Source organism: Dactylosporangium cerinum (assembly GCF_042653625.1).
Lineage (GTDB): Bacteria > Actinomycetota > Actinomycetes > Mycobacteriales > Micromonosporaceae > Dactylosporangium > Dactylosporangium cerinum.
In genome coordinates, this window is the sequence record NZ_JBHSIU010000131.1 from 116,806 (window position 1) to 136,435 (window position 19,630).

Sequence of the window (19,630 nt, forward strand, 5' to 3'; positions counted from 1 at the left end):
GCACAGGCGTATGAGCAAACCGACTGTCGGAGAGGCGTTGATCGCGAGGCTGGCCGACTGGGGCGTCGACACGGTGTTCGGCCTGCCCGGCGACGGGGTCAACGGGATCATGGAAGGCCTGCGCCGCAACGCCGACCGGATCAGGTTCGTGCTGGTGCACCACGAGGAGGCGGCCGCGTTCATGGCGGTCGCGCACGCCAAGGCCACCGGCCGGCTCGGCGTGTGCCTGGCCACCTCCGGTCCCGGCGGCATCCACCTCGCCAACGGGCTGTACGACGCGAAACTCGACCACGCGCCGGTCCTGGCGATCACCGGTATGCAGGAGTCCAGCGTCATCGGCACGGCGTACCAGCAGGAGGTCCACCTCGACCACCTGTTCTCCGACGTCGCCGAGTACAACGAGACGGTCGCCAATCCCGCGCAGGTGCCGGCGCTGGTCGACATCGCGGTCCGCACCGCCCTGGCCCGCCGGGGCGTGGCCCATCTGACGGTCCCGAACGACGTGCAGGTCGCGACCGCCGGGGACAACCCGTTCGACGAGGTCGGCCCGGTCCGCGAGCCGGCGACCGCCCCGGTGTGGGTCGCGCCGCCGGTCCGGCCCGCCGACGACGACCTGCAGGCGGCCGCCGACCTGCTCAACAACGCCACCAAGCCGGCCATCCTGGCCGGTGCCGGGGCCCGCGGCGCCGGTCCCCTCGTCGAGCTCGTCGCCGACGTGCTCGGCGCGCCGATCGTGAAGTCGCTGATGGGCAAGATGGTCGTGCCGGACGACTCGCCGTTCGCGCTCGGCGGCCTCGGGCTGCTCGGCACCGCGCCGAGCGAGGACCTGATGCAGGAGTGCGACGCGTTGCTGATGGTGGGCACGAACTTCCCGTACACGAAGTTCCTGCCGGCGCCCGGTCAGGCGCACGTCGTGCAGATCGACGTCGAGCCGTCGCGGGTCGGCACCCGCATACCGACCGACGTCCCGCTGGTCGGCGACGCAGCGGCGACCCTGGAGGCGCTGCTGCCACGCCTGCGGCGGCGCACGGATCGGCGGCTGCTGCAGCGGTACCAGGAGAAGATGCGCGACTGGCGCGAGCGGCTGGCGGACACGGAACGATCCGACCGGGACCCGATCGCACCGCAGTTCCTGGCCCGCACCCTCGACCGCGTCGCCGCGCCGGACGCGATCCTCACCTGCGACTCCGGCACCGTCACCACCTGGGCGGCCCGGCACTGGGAGGCGACCGGCGAGCGCGAGTTCTACCTGTCCGGCACGCTCGCCTCGATGGCGCCCGGCCTGCCCTACGCGATCGCGCTGCAGCACGAGTACCCCCGCCGCCAGGTGATCGCGTTCGTCGGCGACGGCGGGTTCGGCATGCTCATGGCCGAGTTCCACACCGCGGCCCGCTACGGGCTGCCGGTGAAGGTCGTCATCAACGACAACAACGCGCTCGGCATGATCGTCTGGGAGCAGATGGTGAACGGCTTCCCGGAGTACGGCGTCCGCTACGGCGACCCGCAGCCCGACTACGCGGCGTGGGCGCGCGGATGCGGCGGGTACGGCGCCCGCGTCACCGACCCCATGGCCCTCGAGTCGATCCTGGGGGAGGCCCTGTCCTACGACGGCCCGGCGCTCGTCGACGTCGCGGTCGACGCCGACGAGCCGCCGATGCCGGCGAAGGTCACCTACCAGCAGGCGGTGAAGTTCGCGGAGGCGTTCGTGCGCGGCCAGCCGCACAAGGCCGCGATCGCCACCACCCTGTTGAAGGACCGCATCACCCGCTTGTGAGCCGCCGGTGCCGGCCCTGGACCCGCAGCGAACGCGCCCACAGACGGGTCCGCCCGACGGTCATCGTGATGCCGCCGGGGATGTCCAGGCCGCCGAGCCCGGCGACACCCCCGACGAGGACGACCCCACCGATCGCGAGCAGGCCGGTCCCGGTCAGCAGGTACACCGTCGCGTCCTGCTCCTGCGTGACGCTCTGCTGTCCCGTGGTCTGCGCCGTGCGGACCATCGGGACGTCCGGTCTTCGTGCCTGCGCGGCGCTCAGCGACCCGACCGCGATGGCGGCGCCGGCGACGCACACCCATGCCCGAGTTCTCATATTCGCGCACGCTAGGTCGTAAACGGGTGACTCGTCGCTCCCCCCGTCTCACCTGCGGGAGGTGAAGGAACCTCTCACCCGTGGCATTGTGGGCCCGTGCTGATCTACAAGATCCTGCTGCCGGCCGAGTGGGCCAGCTTCGAGGCGAACGGCCGGTTCGACGGCTCGCCCCTGGACCTGCGCGACGGCTACATCCACTGCTCGTCCCGCGACCAGGTCGCCGGCACCGCGCAGCGCTACTTCGGCACCGAGCCAGACCTCGTCGTCATCGCCATCGACGCGCAGACCATGGGCATGTGGCTGCGCTGGGAGGCCTCGGGCAACGGCCGGTTCCCGCACATCTACGCACCGCTGCCGCGGGCCGCCGTGGTCGCCGTGCACCGCATCGCCGGCGCGTCGTCGGTGGACGAGGTGGTCCCGGGTTGACCTTGGAGACCCTCAGAGTCGCTGCTCCAGGACCTGCCCGGGCCAGTCGGTGCCGGTGGACAGCCGGACCGTGAAGGTCTCCGTCGGGGTGAAGCCCTGCCGGCGGTACCAGTCGACGAGCGCCCGGTCGTCCCCGGCGTAGCAGTCGACCCGCAGCAGGCCGATCCCGCGCCGGACCGCGAGCACCCGGGCGTGGTCCAGCAGCACCGAGCCCAGCCCGCGGCCCTGCCGGGCCCGATCGGTGACGAGGAGGTTCACGTACAGCTCGGGCTCGTAGACGACCGGGATGTTCTCCGGCGCCTCGCCCACCACGAGCGCGCCCACCACGGCCCCACCGATCTCGGCGACGTGCAGGTGACCCTGTGGGACCCAGCGCATCATCGCGGTCAGCCGGCGCGGGTTGGTCGAGTGCGGCTCGGTGCCCCACTGCCCGGTGCGTCCCAGCCCGACCAGCCACCGGGTCGCGCCGTCGAGCAGCCCCAGGACGGGCTTGACGTCGGCGAGGCCGCCGGGGCGGATGTGCGCGTCCGGGGCCAGCAGCGGCAGCTCCAGCTCCAGCTCGTCGTGCAGCGCGATGCCGAACTCGCCGGTCTCGGCGATCTGCGGCTTGCGGAGCCGGGCCCGCTGGACGGCACCGGGGTGCACGGCCCGGATGCGCAGCCCGCGACGCTGGTAGAAGCGCAACGCGTCGAGGTTGTCGTTGGTGGTGATCAGCCACAGCCGGGTGCAGCCGGCGTCGGTGGCGACCGCTCGCGCCGCCTCGAGCAGGGCGGTGCCGATCCCGCGATGCGGACGCACGGCGTCAATCGTGACGATTTCGAGACCGGTCGCGGCAATTTCAAAAGTGAGCAATCCCACCCGTGTCCCGGTGTCGTCACAGGCGACCAGTCCCGGTAGCCGGTCCGCGTCGCGACCGTTTCCTCCCGTGATGACGTGGACCGCTCCCCACGAATTCGTGAGCAGTTCCTGAATCCAGGGCAAATCGTCGCCGACGACGGCTCGCACGCGCATTCGGGCACCCTATCGGGGAATCGAATTTCGCGGATGCTGCCAAATTCGCGACACTGCAATGCGCGGTGCGTTGGGCCATGATGACGGAGGGCATTACCGGGCATCACCGGGGAAGAGGGCGGACTTGGACGGACTCGCGCGGGCTCGCACGCCCAGCTGGGCCGTCGGCATCGTTGCCCTCGTCCTTGCGATGCTGTTCGGCGCGTCCGTCGGCGCGCCGACGTCGCACGCCGGTGTCGCCCACCAGCTGCTCGCGCCCGACCACCACTCCTGGTCCGGCGGGGACGGCGGCGAGCAGGCTCCCCTCATGCTGCACGCCGAAGGCGAGCAGGTGGAAACCCCGGAGGCCGCGGGCCACGCGCTCGCACAGCTGCCCGCCGGCACCGCCGCCCACCTGATGCCGGCAGCGCTCGCCGAACCGCCCACGGGTGCTCCCACGGACCACGCACCCGACCGTTGCGTGCTGCAGGTCTGGCGCACGTAGACCGATCGCTCACCCCCGTCGTTGTTGTCGGTCAGCTCGACACGGTTGGAGTGATGTCATGTCCGCGATCGCGGACGGTTCCCCCCTGCGTTCGGTCTTCGTCACCGGCGCCTCCCGTGGGCTCGGCGCGGCCCTGTTCCATGCGCTGCAATCCGACGGTGCCAGGGTCTTCGGCCTGGCCCGCACCTTCCCCTCCGAGCAGCAGGTGCTCGCCGCCCGGCATCCGGCGTCGGTGCGGCTGCGCTCCACCGACCTCGCCGAACCCGTCAGCCTGCCCACGGAGGTCGAGCTGGCCGCGTTCGTCGGGGAGTCCCGCCCCGGCGACGAGGTGGTGCTGCTGCACAACGCCGCGACCGTCGAGCCGATCGGGCTCGTCGGCGAGCTGGCACCCGAAGAGGTGTTCAGCGCGGTCCAGGTCAACCTGGTCGCGCCGATCCTGCTGACGAACGTCTTCCTGGCCGCCTTCGCCCGCGACCGGGCCGCGCAGCTGCGGATCGTCTACGTCGCCTCCGCGGCGGCGCACCGCAGCTACCCGGGCTGGGCCACGTACTGCGCGACGAAGGCGGGCGCGGAGGCGTTCATGCGTTGTGTCAGCGAGGCGTCCAGCCGCGCCTGCACGGTGGAGATCGTCGACCCCGGCGCCATCGAGACGCAGATGCAGCGGACCCTCCGCGAGCGCGGCACCGGCCTGCCCGGGCACGCCCGGCTGGTCGAGCGGCACCGTTCCGGCGACATCGGCGACCCCGAGACGGTCGCGAAGCAGCTCGTCGCCCGGCACTTCCCACCGCTGGTGGCCATGGCGGCGTCCTGAGCGGTGGCACCGTGCGGGCCGGCCGATGATCACAGCGGCCGGCCCGCCGTGTGCGGCGAAACGGGCGGCTGGGTACGGTGGCGCCATGCCGGAGACACCACCAGTGATCGTCGTGATGGGCGTTGCCGGCACCGGCAAGACCACGGTCGGGGCGTTGCTCGCCGGCCGGCTCGGCTGGCGTTACGCGGAGGCCGACGACTTCCACTCCGCCGCCAACGTGGCGAAGATGGCCGCCGGTGAGCCGCTCACCGACGAGGACCGCGGCCCCTGGCTCGCCGCCATCGGCCAGTGGATCGACGGGTGTGCCGCCGACGGCATCCCCGGCGTCGTGTCCTGCTCGGGCCTGCGCCGGGTGTACCGCGACCAGCTGCGCGACGGCCGCCCGCAGGTGCGGCTGGTGTTCCTCGAGGGCTCCCGCGACCTGATCATGCGCCGGCTCGCCGCCCGGCACGGTCACTTCATGCGCGCGGAGATGCTCGACAGCCAGTTCGCCGCGCTGGAGCCGCCCCAGCCGGACGAGGACGTCACGGAGGTGTCGATCGACGCCACCCCCGAGCAGATCGTCGACGAGATCGTGCAGCGGTCGCACCTGCACGCCCGCTGAGCGTGCCCGGGCTCAGGCCCGGATGACCTTGACCCCGGCGTCGGTGAAGACGGCCATCTGCTCGTCCGTCGCCGTGCTGTCGGTGACCAGCGTGTCGACGGCGGCGATCGTGCAGATGCGGGCGAACGCGCGCTGGCCGAGCTTCGAGCTGTCGGCCACGATGATGACGCGGTCGGCCCGGTCGGCCATGATCTGGTTGATCGCCGCCTCGCCGTCGTTGTGCGCGCTGGCACCGTGCTGGTGGTCGATCGCGTCGACGCCGAGCACGGCCACGTCGACCGCGACGGTCTGCAACATGGCGGCGGCGATCGGGCCGATCAGCTCATAGGACTGCGGGCGCGCGGCACCACCGGTCGCCACGACCCGCACGTGCGGGCGCACGACGAGCTCGTTGGCGATGTTGAGGGCGTTGGTCACCACCGTGACGGCCGGGCCGCGCTGGTCGTTGTTGAGGTCGGCGCGCAACACCGCGGCGGAGGCGGGCGTGATCGGGTTCGCGATCCCGGCGAAGGCGCGGCACGCCGACGCGGCCGAGAAGTTCATCGCCTTCTTCCTCAACAAGGACCGGCTGGCGAAGATCAGCACCGAGACCAAGAACCTCACCCCGCGCAGCGACATCCCGGCACCGGCAGTGCTCGCCGACTACCAGAAGGAGCTGATCGCGGCCGGGGACAACCTGTTCCTGCCCTACGACGACGCCGGTGCGGTCGCCCCCGAGTGGGTGTCCAACGTGTGGGAGCCGCTCAACGGGGACTTCTTCAACGGCAAGCTCGACGCCGCCGGGTTCATCGCCAAGCTCAAGTCCGAGACCGTCAAGCTGCACAAGAACGCATGACCGCGACAGTGACGACCGCGACAGTGACGCCCGCGCCGGCGGTGACCCGGCGCCGGCGCCGGCCCCGAGCCTCCGACGGGCCGCTCGGCCGGCGGCGCCGCCGGTGGTACTGGCTGTTCGTCGGGCCGGCGCTCACGGTGTACCTCGCCTTCGTGGCCGGCCCGGCGATCGCCGGGATCTGGATCAGCCTGCACTCGTGGCGGGGCGCCGGGGACCCGATGCGCTGGGTCGGCCTGGCCAACTACCGGCGGCTGTGGGCCGACGACATCTTCCGGACGGCGTTTCTCAACTCGCTCACGATCCTGGCCGTGTGCGGGGTGGCCGTCTTCGCCCTGGCCTTCGTGCTCACGATGGCGCTGCGGGAGATGCGCGCCCGCAGCCTGCTGCGGTCGTTGCTGTTCTTCCCCTACATCGTGTCGCCCATCGCGATCGGCGTCGCGCTCGGCCTGCTGCTCGACCCGCGCGGCCTGGCCAACGCCACCCTGTGTAGCGTCGGGCTGGACAGCCTGGCGCAGCCGTGGCTGGCTCCCGACCGGCTGTTCTCCACCATCCTCGTCGGCATCGTCTGGGTGTCCAGCGGCTTCTACGTCGTCATCCTCATGGCCGGCATGGACCGGATCCCGGCCTACTTCTACGAGGACGCCGACCTCGCCGGCGCGACGCCGCTGCAGAAGTTCCGCCACGTCACCCTGCCGCTGTCGTGGGACGTCGTGTCGGTCGCCGCGGTCCTGTGGGTCATCAACTCGCTCAAGATCTTCGAGTTCATCTACGCGTTCACCGGCACCGGCGACTCGCCGGCGCCGGACACGCGCACGTTGCCACGCCGGTGCTGCGGATGTGGGAGTTCGAGCGGCTGCGCGAGCTGGTGTACAGCGTCGAGCTCTGGCTGCCGGACGGCTCGCCGGTCCTCTACGCCCACGTCCGGGTGGTCAACCCAACCAGGAGGACGCCCCGCTGTACTGGTGGACGAACATCGCCGTCCCCGAGACCGCGAACACGCGCATCGTCACGCCGGCCGACAGCGCGTACCACTTCACCTACGACAACGTGCTGCACCGCATCCGGGTGCCGGTCGCCGGCGGGATCGACGAGACCTACCCGGGTCGCCGCGGACCGGCCGCCGACTTCTTCTACGACCTCGGTGACCACGGCCGCCCGTACATCGCCGCGCTGGACGCGGACGGCGCCGGCTTCGTGCAGACCTCGACCGCCGGGCTGCGCGGGCGCAAGCTGTTCCGCTGGGGCACCTCGATCGGCGGGCGGAACTGGCAGGAGTGGCTGTCCGGTCCGGGCGCCGGCTACCTGGAGGTCCAGGCCAGTCCGGCCCGGACCCAGCTGGAGCATCTGCGCATGCCGGCGGGCGCGACGTGGTCCTGGGTCGAGGCGTACGGACTGCTCACCTGCGATCCGGCGCACGTGCACGGGCGGTGGGCCGGGAGCCGCGCCGCCGTCGGCGACGCGCTCGACGCCGCCCTGGCATTGGCCACCGGACAGGCCGGCGAGGCACCGGGCCGGCTCCTGCACCGCGGCACCGGCTGGGGCGCGCTCCAGCGGCGCCTGCGGGAGCAGCACGGCGATCACTCGTTGCGGTTCACCGGCACGCCGTTCGGCGACGACACCATCGGCCGGGACCAGCAGTCGTGGGTGCGGCTCATCGACAGCGGAACCTCGCGGTCCTGGACCTGCTGGGCGGCGACACGATGGCCGCCGCCGAGCGGCTGCTGTCCGCCCATCGGATGGCGCCCCGGCTGCGGGCGCTCACGGTGGAGACCCTGGAGGCGCTCATCATCGCCGGCCGGCCCGGCGACGCGTTGTCACGGTGGACCGGCTCGACCAGGAGCAGCGGTGGCACGGGCGGATCCGGCTGCTGGAGTGCCACGCCGCGCTGGACTTCGGCGACCTGGCCCGGGCCAAGCGCCTGCTCGACGACGGGATCGTCGTCGATGACCTGCGCGAGGGCGAGGACGCGCTGGACACGCTCTGGTGGACCTACCACGAGAAGCGCGCGGCCGCCGGGATCGGCCCGCTCGATCCGGCCGCGCGCGTGCGGATCCGCCGGGAGCATCCGCTGCCCTGCCTGTACGACTACCGGATGCACGAGACCGGCTGACCGGCGCCTTCCGCTCGCGGTGGCCGGCGGCGACGCGGGCCACTACGGCGGTGCGGGCCGCTGCGGCGGTGCGGGCCGCTGCGGCGGAGGGTCAGGTCAGGACCCCGGCCGCCGTGGCCGCCGCGACCCAGGTGTCCCACTCGTCGGCCATGGCCTCGGCGAACTGCAGGTCCGTGCAGGTCAGCAGGTCGAGTTCGGCGGTTGAGGACTTGGTGTCGACGTTGTCGAGCAGGCGCTTCGAGCCGTCGAGGTCGTCGAGGGTCTGGAAGTAGTCGACCGGCCGGATCGCGAGCAGCTTCAGGAACACCGGGAACCGGGACAGCTCGCACACGACCTTGGTGGTGGCGCGCTTGCTGTCGGGGCCGCCGTCGGCGACGACGATGCAGAAGATCGGCGCGGTGGTCTTCTCCGCCTCGGCGAGGACGAGCGAGAGCGCGTCGGCGAGGTTGGTCGTGCCCATCCAGCCGCGGTGGATCTCGCGGTCCACGACGCCGCTGTAGTTGTCGACGGTCACGTTGACGGTCGGCAGGACGGCGGTGTCGAAGGGGATGACCGGGACGGTGCCGTCGATGTCGATCTGCAGCGCGAAGCCGAGGGCGCGCTCGACCAGGGTCTGCACCGCGCCGGAGTTGTAGTCGGCGCGCATCGAGCCGGAGTGGTCCAGCACGAGCATCGCCTGGGCCCGGATGCCGCCGAGTCCGCGCTTGCTGAGCGCCAGGCCCGCCTTGTCGGCCCGCTTGGCGAGGTCGATGTGGCCGGACTCGCGGACCTTGGCGAGGTTGATGGCGGGCGCGCCGGAGGGCTCTTTGACGAGGGTCACGGCCCGCGCCGCAGTCAACTGTGTCCTGCCTGCCATGATGCTGCCCTCCTGGAGACCCGTCGTCCATGACCGTAACCCAGACGGGCGCCATCGGATCTGCGGGCTTTCGCCGTGGGTACCGCGCTGAACTGCTCAAATGGTAAATATGAGAACCTGGCTCGCGAACCGCTCGGTCCGCACCAAGGTGCTCCTGGTCGTCGCTGTGCTCGGCGCGGTGGCGCTGGGCACGGGCGTGCAGTCGACGGCGCGCATGTCGCAGATGAACCACGAGGCCGAACTGCTGTACAACGACGGCCTGGTGCCGATCCAGGAGATCAACGACGTGCTGTCGGCGCTCACCGACGTGCGCGTCAACGTGCTCAACCACGGGATCTCCTCGGGCGGCGCCGGCATGGCCCGCTACGAGGAACTGCTGGACCAGGGCTACGAGACGTTCGACCAGCGGCTCGCCGTCTACGAGGACACCTCGTCGATGCCGCAGCTCGTCGGGCAGCTGCGGGACCTGTTCGCGCAGTTCCGGGCCGTGATCGACGAGCAGTTCCTGCCGGCCAGCCGGGCCGGCGACGACGCCGAGGTGACCCGGATCCGCGACGAGGTCACCGGCCCGCTGGTGGCGCAGGCGATCGACGTGGTGACGGAGATCGGCGCCGCCGAACGGGAGGTGTCCCTCGCCCGCCTGGAGGCGACCCGGTCCGAGTACCGCCAGGCACAGGTCTGGACCTGGGGGCTGCTCGCCGTGGGGCTGGTCCTGGCCGTCGCGGTGGCCCTGGCCGTCGCGGGTCAACTGGTCCGCGCCGTCCGCACGGTGTCCCACGTCGTCTCCGGCCTCGCCGACGGCGACCTGACCCGGGTCGCGGACGTGCGGGGCGGCGACGAGCTGGGCACGATGGCGGCCGGCCTCAACACCGCCACCGGGAAGCTGCGCGCCGGGGTCACCGCCGTCGAGGAGAACAGCGGCGCCCTGGCCAGCGCCGCGCAGGAGCTGTCCGCGGTTAGCAACCAGATCGCCGAGTCGGCCGAGCGCAGCAGCGCCCAGGCAACCACCGTGTCCTCCGCCGCCGAGGAGGTCTCGCAGAACGTGCAGACCGTCTCCGCGGGCACGGTGCAGATGGGCGACGCCATCGCCGAGATCGCCCGCAGCGCTGCCGAGGCCGCGAGGGTCGCCGGTCTCGGTGTGCTCAGCGCGGAGTCGGCGAGCAGCACCATCACGCAGCTCGGGGTGTCCAGCGCGGAGATCGGCACCGTCCTCAAGTCCATCACCGCGATCGCGGAGCAGACGAACCTGCTCGCGCTCAACGCCACCATCGAGGCGGCCCGGGCCGGCGACGCCGGCAAGGGGTTCGCGGTCGTCGCCGGCGAGGTGAAGGACCTGGCGCAGGAGACGGCGAAGGCGACCGAGGACATCTCCCGGCGGGTGGAGGCGATCCAGCGGGACGCCTCGGCCGCGGCGTCCGCGGTCGCCGAGATCGCCGGCGTGATCAGCGAGACCAACCAGTACGCGACGACGATCGCCGCCGCGGTCGAGCAGCAGAGCGCGACGACGGCCGAGATGAGCCGCAACGTCGGCGAGGCCAGCGGCGGGGCGGAGCGCATCGCCGGCACCGTCGGCGGGCTCGCCGAGGCCGCGGAGCTGACCGCGTCCGGCGTCACCGAGGCCCGCGCCGCCGCGGAGGACCTGGCCCGCATGTCCAGCGAACTGCGCACGGTCGTGGCCCAATTCCAACTGGTGTAAACATTCGTACAGCCCAGCCCACCCTTCCGGTGGACTGAATTGAATGTGAGACCAATTCGAAAGTAAACTCACAGGAGTGAATTTCTAGAGGCAGTTGAGCGCTGCCTACTGCACGTGGGGTACGGCGGGCAAGTCCTGTTTCACACCGACATCGCCATTGTTTGCTTCTCCTCGGCAACCGCCGTCCTCAAGGAGGAGCAGTGAAACTCGCGTCATTACTCAGCCTGGTGCTGACCGCCGGGGCGGTGACCGTCGTCGCGACGGGCACCGCCGCACAGGCCGCTCCAGGTGTGACCCCGCCCAACGTCAGTCTGACGCTCGGGCCCGGCCAGTCGGCCGACGTCGCCAAGCACGTCGAGACCGCGCCGGTGCCGCCGAAGCCGGACGTCGTGTTCCTTGCCGACACCACCGGCAGCATGTTCGACCCGATCACGGACGTGCGCACCAACGCCGCATCCGTCATGGGCCAGATCGCGGCGGCGCAGCCGAACGCGCAGTTCGGTGTCGCTGAGTACAAGGACGTCGATGACTCCGCGCCGTTCACCGTCCGCCAGGACATCACCGCGAACCAGGCCGTGGTCCAGGCCGGGATCGACCTGTGGAACGCCGACGGCGGCGGTGACCTGCCCGAGGACAACCTCAACGCGCTGTTCCAGCTCGCCAACGGCGCCGTGCACTTCCGCGACGGCGGCACCCGCATCATCGTCATCTTCGGCGACGCCCCGTCGCACGACCCGAGCCTCGGGCACAGCCTCACCGACACCGTCGCCGCGCTCAACGCCGCGCACATCCGCGTCGTGGCCGTCGACGTCGGCGGCATGAACGCCGGCGGCCAGGCCCAGGCGATCACCTCCGGCACCGGCGGCGTGTACCTGCCGGGACGTGCCCACCGACCAGGTGAGCGCCGCGATCCTCGCCGGCATCCAGGCGATCCAGGTCAAGGTCACAGCGCCACCGCCGGTGCGGACTACACCGCCAGTGCCGGCACGGTGACGTTCACGCCGGGGCAGACCAGCCTGCCCATCTCGGTGCCGATCATCAACGACGCGGTCAACGAGCTCAACGAGACGTTCACCGTCAACCTGTCCGGGGCCGTCGGCGCCGGGATCACCGACGGCAGCGGCCTCGGCACGATCGTCGACGCCGACCGCAACGGCACGTTCTCCTGCACGGCGCAGGTGCTGCGGGTCGGCCCGCTGTCCTCGCCCGTGGCGAACCCGGCGAACGTCCCCTGCGCCGACGACAGCAAGGTCCGCCCAGCTCACCCTCAACTCGGGCCTGATCAAGGTCGAGTCGAAGACCCTGGACGCCAACACCGCGCTGACCCCGGACAACCTCAACACCGCACCCGCGGCCGGGGACAACGGCACGGCCAAGGCCACGGTCGAGTCGGTGAAGATCACCGTCGGCGGGATCGCCCCGGTGACGATCGAGCTCGGGCTCATCCAGGCCACCGCGACGGCGACCTGCGCGTCCGGCCCCGGCGGTCTCGCGCCGGTGCTCACCGGTGCGTCCAGCATCGCGTACCTGAAGATCAACGGCCTCTCAGTGGCGGTCGGCAGCGCGCCGCTCACCGTGCCCCTGGTGGTCGGCGCGCTCAAGCTCAACGCGACCACCACCACCCCGACCAGCGTCACCCAGCAGGCCGTCGTCCTCGACACGCTGCTGACCGACGTGGTCATCAGTGAGGCGCACGCCGACATCCACGGCAGCGCCGTCAACCCGACCGGCAACCCCTGCCGCGTCTGACGCTCCCGTGCGGCCCGTCCCAGCCAGGGGCGGGCCGTGCGTGGTCTTCGTCACGGGAACATTTGCGGGCCCGCCGCTGTTGACCATGACTTGTGACCGAGATTCCGCTTTCCGTCCTTGACGTCGCGCCCCGGGCCGCCTACGCGTCCACCGGCGATGCCCTGCGCAACACGACGGAGCTGGCCAGACGCGTCGAGGCACTCGGATACCGCAGGTTCTGGGTCGCCGAGCACCACAACATGCCGGCGATCGCGAGTTCCTCACCCGCGGTGCTGCTGGCGCACCTGGCCGCCGCGACGTCCACGATCCGCGTCGGCTCCGGCGGGGTCATGCTGCCCAACCACGCACCGCTCGTGGTCGCGGAGCAGTTCGGCACCCTCGAGGCGCTGCACCCGGGCCGCGTCGACCTGGGCATCGGCCGGGCACCCGGCACCGACCAGTACACGGCGCTCGCGCTGCGCCGCACCATGGACGGCCTGTCGGCGGAGAACTTCCCGGAGGAGCTGCAGGACCTTATCGCCTACTTCACCGGCGACGACGCGCAGCAGCGCATCCTCGCCTCACCCGGCCGCGGCGACAAGCCCGACGTGTGGCTGCTCGGCTCGAGCGGCTTCAGCGCGCAGCTGGCCGGCCTGCTCGGGCTGCCGTTCTCCTTCGCGCACCACTTCTCCAGCGCCAACACGCTGCCGGCGCTGAAGCTCTACCGGGACAGCTTCCGGCCGTCGCAGTGGCTGGACGCCCCCTACGCGATGGTCGCGGTCAGCGCGGTCGCCGCCCCGACCGACGAGGAGGCCGAGTTCCTCGCCGGGCCGAGCCAGCTGTCGTTCCTGCGGTTGCGCTCCGGCCGCCCGGAGGCCATGGCCACGCCGGAGGAGGCGGCGGCGTACCCGTACAGCGACCGGGAGCGCGAGTTCATCCTCGAGCGCCGCGACGGCCAGGCGCTCGGCTCCCCTTCGACCGTCCGCGGCCAGCTGACCGAGCTCCTCGATCGCACCCAGGCCGACGAGTTCATGCTGACCTGCATGGTGTACGACGTCGACGCCCGCGCCCGCTCGTTCGAGCTGATCCGGGAGCACGTCGCCCCGCACCTCACCCGCTAGGCGGCCATCCTGCGGGTCAGTTCGGCGGCCCGCTTGAGTTGCACGGCACGGGCCTGGCGCAGGACGTACCGGCGCAACAACGACGGCGACTCGACCGTGATCGACTCGGTGACCTCGGTGCCGTTCCCGGACGGCGTCAGCGTCACCGCGGCCCGCAGCCGGACCCGGCCGGGGGAGACCACCGCGCTCACCACCGACGGCGCCGCAGGGTCGAGGGTCATCGTCACGCGGATCGGGTTGGTGTAGAAGCGGAAGCGTTCCAGTGCCACATAGGTGACCTGGTCGCCGTCGGTCTGCACGTCGCGGACGGCGACGACGAGCGGGGACAGCCCCACGTAGGACCGCGGGTCGGCCAGGTGTGCGTAGACCGTGGCGGGCGCGGCGGCCACGGCGAACGTGTGAGCGAAGGCATCGACGGGCATGGCCCCAGACGGTAGCGTGGCCGATCTATCGGCGGTTGGCTTTCCCGGTGGGTGGCCTTTCCCGGTGGGTGGCCTTTCCCGGTGGGTGGCCTTTCCCGGCGGTTGGTTGGATGGCGGTCGCCGCGATCATCGGCGAGGATGGCGGACGATCTTGCGTGCGGCGCGCAAGCGACTGGCTGAGCGAGGTGAGGCGAGTTGAACAAGACCTGGGTGCGGCTGCGACCGGTGGTCGAGAGCGATCTGGGGATGTTCCGGCGGTTCGTGACGGAGCCCGGACTGGCCGGCCCGGCCTGGTCGGGCTACCGCGAGCCGACCGGCCCGGCCCGGCGGTTCGCGGAGGACGGCTTCCTCGGCGAGCACGACGGCAGGCTCATGGTCGAGGCCGACGAGACCGCCGCCGGCTTCGTCAGCTGGGAGGCCAGCGGCACCGGGTGGTCGCGGTACTGGAGCATCGGCATCATCCTGCTGCCGGAGTGGCGCGGCCGCGGCGTCGGCTGGCGGGCGCAGACGCTGCTGTGCGACTACCTGTTCGCCAACAGCGCCGCGCCGCGGATCGAGGCCCGGACCCAGCCGGAGAACATCCCCGAGCAGAAGGCCCTGGAGAAGGTCGGGTTCCTCAGCGAGGGCATCCTGCGGTCCGCGGAGTTCCGCGACGGTGCGTGGCGCGACGTCCTGGTCTACGGGAAGCTCCGTGGGGACCGATAAGCGTTCGTTCTTCGTGTACGAGGTGTACGTGGGCTCCGTGCTGCGCCATCTGGTGTCGCCCCTCGAACCGGACGACGTGGCCGAGCACGGGCTGGCGGCGGAGTCCGTCGTCGGGCTCCTCGCCGTCGGGGTCGACGGCCCGGGCGCGATGCAGCCCGACCACTTCGAGGAGAACCCGGCGTTCGTGCGGTTCCTGCACGAGACGATCGCGGACGACATCTTCGTCGTGCACGGACTCCGCGAGCAGGCCGCGCTCGTCGGCGGGCACGGCTGGGTCGACGTGCTCGACGCCCGCACCCCCGACCTCACCGGCGACGTCCCCTCGCACGACGTCATCGGCAGTGTCGAGGTGCGCGACGGTGTGCTGGTGCCCATGTCGTACCGGCCGAACGAGGCGCACCGGCTGCTCACCGAGGAAGGCTTCTTCCAACTGCCGGAGGAGCTGGAGATGGCGCTGTTGAAGCGGCTACGCTTAGCCAATCGTCACGAGCTGGACACGTAATGTGTGGGTGCTGCTCTTCGCGGGCCTCGCCGTGCTGGCGCTTGCCTGTGAGGGCGGCGGCACCGCCGGACCCGCCCCGTCCGGTGGCGCCATGTCCATGGCGGCCCTGGGCGACTCGGTGACCACCGCGTTCTCCTCCTGCCTCGCGCCGGCCCCCTGCCCCCGGAACTCCTGGTCGACCGGCGACGGCACCCGCGTCGACAGCCACTACCGGCGGCTGCTGAAGGCACACTCCGGGCTACGCGGTCACAACGCCGCCGAGGGCAAGGCCCGCGCGGACGCCCTCGCCGGGCAGGCCCGCGCCGCGGTCACCGCGAAGGCCGCCTACGTCACCGTCCTCATCGGCGCCAACGACGCCTGCCGCCCCGCCCTCGCCGACATGACGCCGGTCGACACCTTCCGCCGCCAGGTCGACGCCGCCCTCGCCGTGCTCAAGCAGGGCCTGCCGGAGGCGCGGATCCTCGTGGTGAGCATCCCGGACATCCACCGCCTCTGGGAGATCGGGCACACCAGGGACGTCGCGGTGAAGGCCTGGTCCTTCGGGATCTGCCCGGCGCTGCTCGCCGCGCCCACCTCCACCGCGCCCGCCGACACCGCCCGCCGCAAGGCGTTCCAGGAGCGCATCGACGCGTACAACACCCAGCTCGTCGCGGCGTGCAAGGCCTACGGCGCACGGTGCAAGGACGACGGCGGCGCGGCGCACCGGGTCGCGTTCAGCCTCGACATGGTCAGCGCGCAGGACTTCTTCCACCCCAACGCCGCGGGGCAGAACGCCCTCGCCAAAGCGACCTGGTTGGGGACGCCCGACTGGTGAACCGCTGTGTCTTCGCCCCGTGGGCGCTAGGCTCAGGTCTTGCCGTCGCGGCGTTTCGGTTTAGGTGGGTGTTGCTTCGATGAGCGCTGACCCCTCTGTCTGGCGGGTGAAGGGGATGCCCCTGGCCCCGGCCACCGGGCACGGACCCCTCGACGGCCTGCGGGTCGCGGTCAAGGACCTCTTCCAGGTCACCGGCTTCGCCGTCGGCGGCGGCAACCCCACCTGGCTCGCGTCCGCCCTGCCCGCCGCGGCCGACGCCCCCGCCGTCGCCCGGCTGCGCGCCGCGGGCGCCACCATCCAGGGCATCGTCCACACCGACGAGCTCGCCTACTCCCTGTCGGGCACGAACGTCCACTATGGTGCCCCGCCCAACCCGGCGGCCCCGGACCTGGTCACCGGCGGCTCCTCCAGCGGCCCGGCCTCGGCGGTCGCGACCGGCCACGCCGACATCGGCCTCGGCACCGACACCGGCGGCTCGATCCGGGTCCCCGCCGCCTGCTGCGGCCTCTACGGCCTGCGCCCCACCCACGGCGCGGTGCCGACCGACGGCGTCCTGCCGCTCGCACCGTCGTTCGACACCGTCGGCTGGATCACCGCCTCCGCCGCGACCCTGGCCCTCGTCGGCTCCGTGCTGCTGCCCGACGGCCCGGCTTCGCCGCCGTCCCGGCTGCTGGCCGTCGACGCCGCCGCGCCGGCGGCCGCCCAGTTCGGGCTGCCGGTCGCTCCCGTCACACTGTCCACCTGGGACGACCCGGACCCGTTGCTGCTGGCGTTCCGGCAGGTGCAGGCGGCCGAGGCGTGGCGGGCACACGGCGACTGGATCGCCGCCCATCCGCGCGCCCTCGCCGTCGACATCGAGGACCGGTTCCGCTTCGGCGCGAGCATCACCGCCGCCGAGGAGAGCGCGGCCCGGGCCTACCTGGCGGAGCAGCGGGCCGCGCTGCTGGACCTCCTCGCCGACCGCGACGCCTGGCTGGTCCTGCCGGCCGGCGGGCCGGGCCACCCGCGCGAGCTGAGCCCCTTGGCCCGCGACACGTGGCGCCGGGACACGCTGCGGTGCGCGGTGCCCGCCAGTGCGTACGGGCTGCCGAGCATCTCCGTGCCCTCCTCGGCGGACCCGCCGGCCGGGATCGCCGTCATCGCGCCGCCCGGGCACGATCTGGGGCTGCTCGCGCTCGCCTCCTGACGGGGGCGTCCGGCGGAGATCGACTCGTGCATACTGTGCCGCCGACCCTCTGTCCGGAGCACATGATGAGCGACCCCTTCGACGGGCTGGAAGAATGGGCCAAGCAGGCCGAACGCCGGGCGAAACGGGCCGATCGCCGACGGCGGCTCGGCCTGATGTTCCGCTTCCGGCGGCCCCGCCCGGGGTTGCGCCGCTGGCGGCCGCCGGCCATTGCGTGGGTCGCCGGCATCGTGATCGTCGTGTTCCTGCTCGCGGCCGCGGTGCAGGCATACCTTCCGGGCGGCTCTCCCGCTGGTTCCTCCGCTGGCTCCTCTGCCTATGCCACGCAGGCGGTGCCGTCCGGGGTCTCGGCGACCACCTCGGCGAGCGCCGCACCCACCGACCCCTTCGAGGGCACCCCGGCCGCGACCTACCCGAAGGGTGAGGCCGGCATCACCATGCCGCCGGCGACCGCCGTCACCGGGTTCACCGCCGCCCAGGTCGACGCCGCCCTGCAGCAGGTCCGCAAGGCGCTCGTCGCTGGCCGGCTGGACCAGAAGATGCTCGTCGGCCACGACCCTTCGACGCTCCTGGCGCTGCTCGCCCCCAACCCGGCGAAGCACGTCAAGGCATGGTTCGACGACGCCAGCTTCAGCTCCGTCGCGACCTGGATCGACCCCGCCGCCCACCTCGACCCCGACGAGGAGGTCCGGGTCAGCGGGCGGGTCACCCTGGGGTCCGCCGTCGTCGAGGGAATCCAGACCCTGCAGGTCACCACGAACTTCGTCTGGGTCTACGCCTTCACCGGCAACGCCCGGAACCCCCTGGCGGCCGTGCACGATCAGATCCGCTGGGACTTCCCGGCGACCGGCCGCCTGCGCGCCGCCGACAAGGGCATGTGGATCGGTGACATCCACTCCTACCTGGCCCAGATCGACTGCGCCGCGGCCCGCAAGGGACTGCTGGCCCCGTTCCGAGCGGGCTCCGGCGCTCCTGCCGCGAACCCCAGCGACACCGAGGACCCGGACGCCTACCTGCGGGCCGACCACTCCCTGGACATCGCCGACGACTGCCACCTCTCCACGCCTACCCCAGCTCCGGGAGCCTGACATGGACGACATCGAGCTCAGGGCCGTGCAGGACGATGACGTGGAGACGTTCTTCGTCCACCAGCAGGACCCGTCGGCCGCCGCGATGGCGGCGATGACCCCACGGGACCACGCCGCGTTCCTCGCCCACTGGACCCGGATCCGCGCCGATCCGGCCAACGTCCTGCGCACGGTCCTCGCCGGCGGCGCGGTGGCCGGCAATGTCGTGAGCTGGGAGCAGTCGGGACAGCGACTGGTCGGCTACTGGATCGGCCGGGAACACTGGGGCCGCGGCATCGCCACCGCCGCGCTCGGGCGCCTGCTGGAGGTGCTGCCGGACCGCCCGGTGCACGCGTACGTGGCCGTCGCCAACGCCGGCTCGATCCGGGTCCTGCGCAAGTGCGGCTTCCACCAGGCCGGCCCGCCCGTCACCGCCGACGACGGCATCGCGGAGCTGCTGTTCACCCTCGGGTGATCGCTACCATGCGATCATGGCGCTGTTGCACCGGGCGGACCTGACGCCCTCCAAACTCGAACTGCTGAACGCGTGGCTGCCCACCCGGAGCTGGTACACCGGCCCCGCCGAACCCGACCTGGCGAAGGTCGGCGCGTTCCGTTTGGACGACCCCGCCGGTGCGGTCGGCGTCGAGACGATGCTGGTCCGGGCCGGCGACGGGCCGGTGCTGCAGCTCCCGCTCACCTACCGCGGCGCCCCGCTGGCCGGCGCCGAGGGTTGGCTCATCGGCACCACCGAGCACTCGGTCCTGGGCCCCCGCTGGGTGTACGACGCCGTCGGCGACCCGGTCTACGCCGCCGTGCTCGCCGCCACCATCCTCACCGGGGCCGGCCAGGCCGCCGAGGAGTTCGAGGTCGACGGCGTCCGGCAGGTCCGCCCCAACGAGCTGCAGGTCACCGGCAGCGGCTACGCCGGCGCCACGGTCCCGGTCCTCGGCGATGTCCTCCGCGTGGTGGACACCGACCCGACCCGCATCGCAACGGACTCCCTCAGCCTGACCGTCATCAGGGTCCTCACGGACGACCCGGCGGTTCCGGGCGGCGCGCCCACGCTGACCGCCACCTGGCCGGGCAGCCCCACTGCGCGCCTGCTCGCCTACGCCGGGTAGGTTTTCCGGCTCCGCCCGCGGGACCGACTGCTCCACCG

General features: G+C 72.1%; 25 protein-coding genes and 1 pseudogene. 19 read left to right on the forward strand and 7 right to left on the reverse strand.

Annotation, left to right across the window (positions count from 1 at the left end):
• Positions 1–10 precede the first annotated feature (10 nt).
• Positions 11–1,774, forward strand: coding sequence for a thiamine pyrophosphate-dependent enzyme (locus ACFPIJ_RS62475; RefSeq protein WP_380129062.1), 1,764 nt, complete (start codon positions 11–13; stop codon positions 1,772–1,774).
• Here the strand turns inward: ACFPIJ_RS62475 and ACFPIJ_RS62480 are convergent.
• On the reverse strand, positions 1,761–2,090 hold the full coding sequence (locus ACFPIJ_RS62480; protein WP_380129064.1) for a hypothetical protein: 330 nt from the start codon (positions 2,088–2,090) through the stop codon (positions 1,761–1,763). The two genes, ACFPIJ_RS62475 and ACFPIJ_RS62480, sit on opposite strands and share 14 nt — an antisense overlap.
• 96 nt (positions 2,091–2,186) lie before the next feature.
• On the opposite strand from ACFPIJ_RS62480, the gene ACFPIJ_RS62485 reads away from it, so the two are divergent.
• The gene (locus ACFPIJ_RS62485; protein ID WP_380129065.1) at positions 2,187–2,516 is read left to right on the forward strand and encodes a DUF952 domain-containing protein; all 330 of its coding nucleotides are present in this window, start codon (positions 2,187–2,189) and stop codon (positions 2,514–2,516) included.
• 12 nt (positions 2,517–2,528) lie between these two features.
• Here the strand turns inward: ACFPIJ_RS62485 and ACFPIJ_RS62490 are convergent, their stop codons facing one another.
• Positions 2,529–3,527: a GNAT family N-acetyltransferase gene (locus tag ACFPIJ_RS62490; RefSeq protein ID WP_380129066.1), complete on the reverse strand. Its 999-nt coding sequence runs from the start codon at positions 3,525–3,527 to the stop codon at positions 2,529–2,531.
• 124 nt (positions 3,528–3,651) lie between these two features.
• Here ACFPIJ_RS62490 and ACFPIJ_RS62495 point away from each other — a divergent pair, with 124 nt between their 5' ends.
• The 3 genes from ACFPIJ_RS62495 to ACFPIJ_RS62505 all read left to right on the forward strand — a co-directional run bounded on the left by ACFPIJ_RS62495 (position 3,652) and on the right by ACFPIJ_RS62505 (position 5,426).
• Complete coding sequence (locus ACFPIJ_RS62495; RefSeq protein WP_380129067.1) at positions 3,652–4,011, forward strand: hypothetical protein; 360 nt, start codon at positions 3,652–3,654, stop codon at positions 4,009–4,011.
• Between the two features lie 58 nt (positions 4,012–4,069).
• A complete protein-coding gene (locus ACFPIJ_RS62500) occupies positions 4,070–4,822 on the forward strand; it encodes an SDR family NAD(P)-dependent oxidoreductase (RefSeq protein WP_380129068.1) in 753 nt (250 codons plus the stop codon).
• Positions 4,823–4,907: 85 nt separating this feature from the next.
• Positions 4,908–5,426: a gluconokinase gene (locus tag ACFPIJ_RS62505; RefSeq protein ID WP_380129069.1), complete on the forward strand. Its 519-nt coding sequence runs from the start codon at positions 4,908–4,910 to the stop codon at positions 5,424–5,426.
• A gap of 12 nt (positions 5,427–5,438) precedes the next feature.
• On the opposite strand, the gene ACFPIJ_RS62510 is transcribed toward ACFPIJ_RS62505, so the two are convergent.
• Positions 5,439–5,894 carry a DeoR/GlpR family DNA-binding transcription regulator gene (locus ACFPIJ_RS62510; RefSeq protein ID WP_380129070.1) on the reverse strand — a complete coding sequence of 152 codons (456 nt, stop codon included), beginning with the start codon at positions 5,892–5,894 and terminating at the stop codon, positions 5,439–5,441.
• Between the two features lie 16 nt (positions 5,895–5,910).
• Here ACFPIJ_RS62510 and ACFPIJ_RS62515 point away from each other — a divergent pair, with 16 nt between their 5' ends.
• Positions 5,911–6,261 (forward strand): hypothetical protein, encoded by a 351-nt coding sequence (locus ACFPIJ_RS62515; protein ID WP_380129071.1) that lies wholly within the window; start codon positions 5,911–5,913, stop codon positions 6,259–6,261.
• The gene (locus ACFPIJ_RS62520; RefSeq protein WP_380129072.1) at positions 6,258–7,406 is read left to right on the forward strand and encodes a carbohydrate ABC transporter permease; all 1,149 of its coding nucleotides are present in this window, start codon (positions 6,258–6,260) and stop codon (positions 7,404–7,406) included. Before ACFPIJ_RS62515 ends, ACFPIJ_RS62520 begins: the two co-directional genes overlap by 4 nt.
• Before the next feature lie 432 nt (positions 7,407–7,838).
• Here ACFPIJ_RS62520 and ACFPIJ_RS62525 read toward each other — a convergent pair whose 3' ends face one another.
• Positions 7,839–7,994, reverse strand: a complete 156-nt coding sequence (locus ACFPIJ_RS62525; protein ID WP_380129073.1) for a hypothetical protein — start codon at positions 7,992–7,994, stop codon at positions 7,839–7,841.
• A gap of 86 nt (positions 7,995–8,080) precedes the next feature.
• On the opposite strand from ACFPIJ_RS62525, the gene ACFPIJ_RS62530 reads away from it, so the two are divergent.
• The gene (locus ACFPIJ_RS62530) at positions 8,081–8,371 is read left to right on the forward strand and encodes a hypothetical protein (RefSeq protein ID WP_380129074.1); all 291 of its coding nucleotides are present in this window, start codon (positions 8,081–8,083) and stop codon (positions 8,369–8,371) included.
• A gap of 91 nt (positions 8,372–8,462) precedes the next feature.
• On the opposite strand, the gene ACFPIJ_RS62535 is transcribed toward ACFPIJ_RS62530, so the two are convergent.
• Entirely contained in the window at positions 8,463–9,227 is a 765-nt protein-coding gene (locus tag ACFPIJ_RS62535; RefSeq protein ID WP_380129075.1) for a VWA domain-containing protein, read from the reverse strand.
• 109 nt (positions 9,228–9,336) lie between these two features.
• On the opposite strand from ACFPIJ_RS62535, the gene ACFPIJ_RS62540 reads away from it, so the two are divergent.
• Together ACFPIJ_RS62540 and ACFPIJ_RS62545 are read left to right on the forward strand one after the other, a co-directional pair.
• Entirely contained in the window at positions 9,337–10,923 is a 1,587-nt protein-coding gene (locus ACFPIJ_RS62540) for a methyl-accepting chemotaxis protein (RefSeq protein WP_380129076.1), read from the forward strand.
• A 416-nt stretch (positions 10,924–11,339) separates the two neighbouring features.
• Positions 11,340–11,951: pseudogene (locus ACFPIJ_RS62545) on the forward strand (VWA domain-containing protein); the annotation flags it as partial.
• On the opposite strand, the gene ACFPIJ_RS62550 reads toward ACFPIJ_RS62545, so the two are convergent.
• A complete protein-coding gene (locus ACFPIJ_RS62550; protein ID WP_380129385.1) occupies positions 11,891–12,172 on the reverse strand; it encodes a hypothetical protein in 282 nt (93 codons plus the stop codon). The pseudogene ACFPIJ_RS62545 and the gene ACFPIJ_RS62550 overlap by 61 nt on opposite strands.
• Positions 12,173–12,315: 143 nt before the next feature.
• Between ACFPIJ_RS62550 and ACFPIJ_RS62555 the strand changes: the two genes are divergently transcribed.
• Together ACFPIJ_RS62555 and ACFPIJ_RS62560 are read left to right on the forward strand one after the other, a co-directional pair.
• Positions 12,316–12,672, forward strand: coding sequence for a choice-of-anchor P family protein (locus ACFPIJ_RS62555; protein ID WP_380129386.1), 357 nt, complete (start codon positions 12,316–12,318; stop codon positions 12,670–12,672).
• Between the two features lie 92 nt (positions 12,673–12,764).
• Positions 12,765–13,772 carry an LLM class flavin-dependent oxidoreductase gene (locus ACFPIJ_RS62560; RefSeq protein ID WP_380129077.1) on the forward strand — a complete coding sequence of 336 codons (1,008 nt, stop codon included), beginning with the start codon at positions 12,765–12,767 and terminating at the stop codon, positions 13,770–13,772.
• On the opposite strand, the gene ACFPIJ_RS62565 is transcribed toward ACFPIJ_RS62560, so the two are convergent.
• Entirely contained in the window at positions 13,769–14,194 is a 426-nt protein-coding gene (locus tag ACFPIJ_RS62565) for an SRPBCC family protein (RefSeq protein WP_380129079.1), read from the reverse strand. The two genes, ACFPIJ_RS62560 and ACFPIJ_RS62565, sit on opposite strands and share 4 nt — an antisense overlap.
• A gap of 195 nt (positions 14,195–14,389) precedes the next feature.
• Between ACFPIJ_RS62565 and ACFPIJ_RS62570 the strand changes: the two genes are divergently transcribed.
• The 7 genes from ACFPIJ_RS62570 to ACFPIJ_RS62600 all read left to right on the forward strand — a co-directional run bounded on the left by ACFPIJ_RS62570 (position 14,390) and on the right by ACFPIJ_RS62600 (position 19,592).
• Positions 14,390–14,899: a GNAT family N-acetyltransferase gene (locus ACFPIJ_RS62570; RefSeq protein ID WP_380129080.1), complete on the forward strand. Its 510-nt coding sequence runs from the start codon at positions 14,390–14,392 to the stop codon at positions 14,897–14,899.
• Positions 14,886–15,401 (forward strand): hypothetical protein, encoded by a 516-nt coding sequence (locus tag ACFPIJ_RS62575; protein WP_380129081.1) that lies wholly within the window; start codon positions 14,886–14,888, stop codon positions 15,399–15,401. The genes ACFPIJ_RS62570 and ACFPIJ_RS62575 overlap by 14 nt, the downstream gene beginning before the upstream one ends.
• Position 15,402: 1 nt before the next feature.
• Positions 15,403–16,215, forward strand: a complete 813-nt coding sequence (locus ACFPIJ_RS62580) for a GDSL-type esterase/lipase family protein (RefSeq protein WP_380129082.1) — start codon at positions 15,403–15,405, stop codon at positions 16,213–16,215.
• A gap of 79 nt (positions 16,216–16,294) precedes the next feature.
• Positions 16,295–17,401, forward strand: coding sequence for an amidase family protein (locus tag ACFPIJ_RS62585; RefSeq protein ID WP_380129083.1), 1,107 nt, complete (start codon positions 16,295–16,297; stop codon positions 17,399–17,401).
• 65 nt (positions 17,402–17,466) lie between these two features.
• Positions 17,467–18,489 (forward strand): hypothetical protein, encoded by a 1,023-nt coding sequence (locus ACFPIJ_RS62590; RefSeq protein WP_380129084.1) that lies wholly within the window; start codon positions 17,467–17,469, stop codon positions 18,487–18,489.
• Between the two features lies 1 nt (position 18,490).
• On the forward strand, positions 18,491–18,943 hold the full coding sequence (locus ACFPIJ_RS62595; protein ID WP_380129086.1) for a GNAT family N-acetyltransferase: 453 nt from the start codon (positions 18,491–18,493) through the stop codon (positions 18,941–18,943).
• Positions 18,944–18,959: 16 nt separating this feature from the next.
• Positions 18,960–19,592, forward strand: a complete 633-nt coding sequence (locus ACFPIJ_RS62600) for a CG0192-related protein (protein ID WP_380129087.1) — start codon at positions 18,960–18,962, stop codon at positions 19,590–19,592.
• Positions 19,593–19,630 lie beyond the last annotated feature (38 nt).

Excerpts from the sequence above, each read along its gene's own strand:
- ACFPIJ_RS62475 (WP_380129062.1), top strand. The coding sequence starts at position 11 with ATGAGCAAACCGACTGTCGGAGAGGCGTTGATCGCGAGGCTGGCCGAC.
- ACFPIJ_RS62480 (WP_380129064.1), bottom strand. The coding sequence starts at position 2,090 with ATGAGAACTCGGGCATGGGTGTGCGTCGCCGGCGCCGCCATCGCGGTC.
- ACFPIJ_RS62490 (WP_380129066.1), bottom strand. The coding sequence starts at position 3,527 with ATGCGCGTGCGAGCCGTCGTCGGCGACGATTTGCCCTGGATTCAGGAA.
- ACFPIJ_RS62500 (WP_380129068.1), top strand. The coding sequence starts at position 4,070 with ATGTCCGCGATCGCGGACGGTTCCCCCCTGCGTTCGGTCTTCGTCACC.
- ACFPIJ_RS62505 (WP_380129069.1), top strand. The coding sequence starts at position 4,908 with ATGCCGGAGACACCACCAGTGATCGTCGTGATGGGCGTTGCCGGCACC.
- ACFPIJ_RS62520 (WP_380129072.1), top strand. The coding sequence starts at position 6,258 with ATGACCGCGACAGTGACGACCGCGACAGTGACGCCCGCGCCGGCGGTG.
- ACFPIJ_RS62525 (WP_380129073.1), bottom strand. The coding sequence starts at position 7,994 with ATGGGCGGACAGCAGCCGCTCGGCGGCGGCCATCGTGTCGCCGCCCAG.
- ACFPIJ_RS62535 (WP_380129075.1), bottom strand. The coding sequence starts at position 9,227 with ATGGCAGGCAGGACACAGTTGACTGCGGCGCGGGCCGTGACCCTCGTC.
- ACFPIJ_RS62540 (WP_380129076.1), top strand. The coding sequence starts at position 9,337 with ATGAGAACCTGGCTCGCGAACCGCTCGGTCCGCACCAAGGTGCTCCTG.
- ACFPIJ_RS62565 (WP_380129079.1), bottom strand. The coding sequence starts at position 14,194 with ATGCCCGTCGATGCCTTCGCTCACACGTTCGCCGTGGCCGCCGCGCCC.
- ACFPIJ_RS62585 (WP_380129083.1), top strand. The coding sequence starts at position 16,295 with ATGAGCGCTGACCCCTCTGTCTGGCGGGTGAAGGGGATGCCCCTGGCC.
- ACFPIJ_RS62590 (WP_380129084.1), top strand. The coding sequence starts at position 17,467 with ATGAGCGACCCCTTCGACGGGCTGGAAGAATGGGCCAAGCAGGCCGAA.
- ACFPIJ_RS62595 (WP_380129086.1), top strand. The coding sequence starts at position 18,491 with ATGGACGACATCGAGCTCAGGGCCGTGCAGGACGATGACGTGGAGACG.
- ACFPIJ_RS62600 (WP_380129087.1), top strand. The coding sequence starts at position 18,960 with ATGGCGCTGTTGCACCGGGCGGACCTGACGCCCTCCAAACTCGAACTG.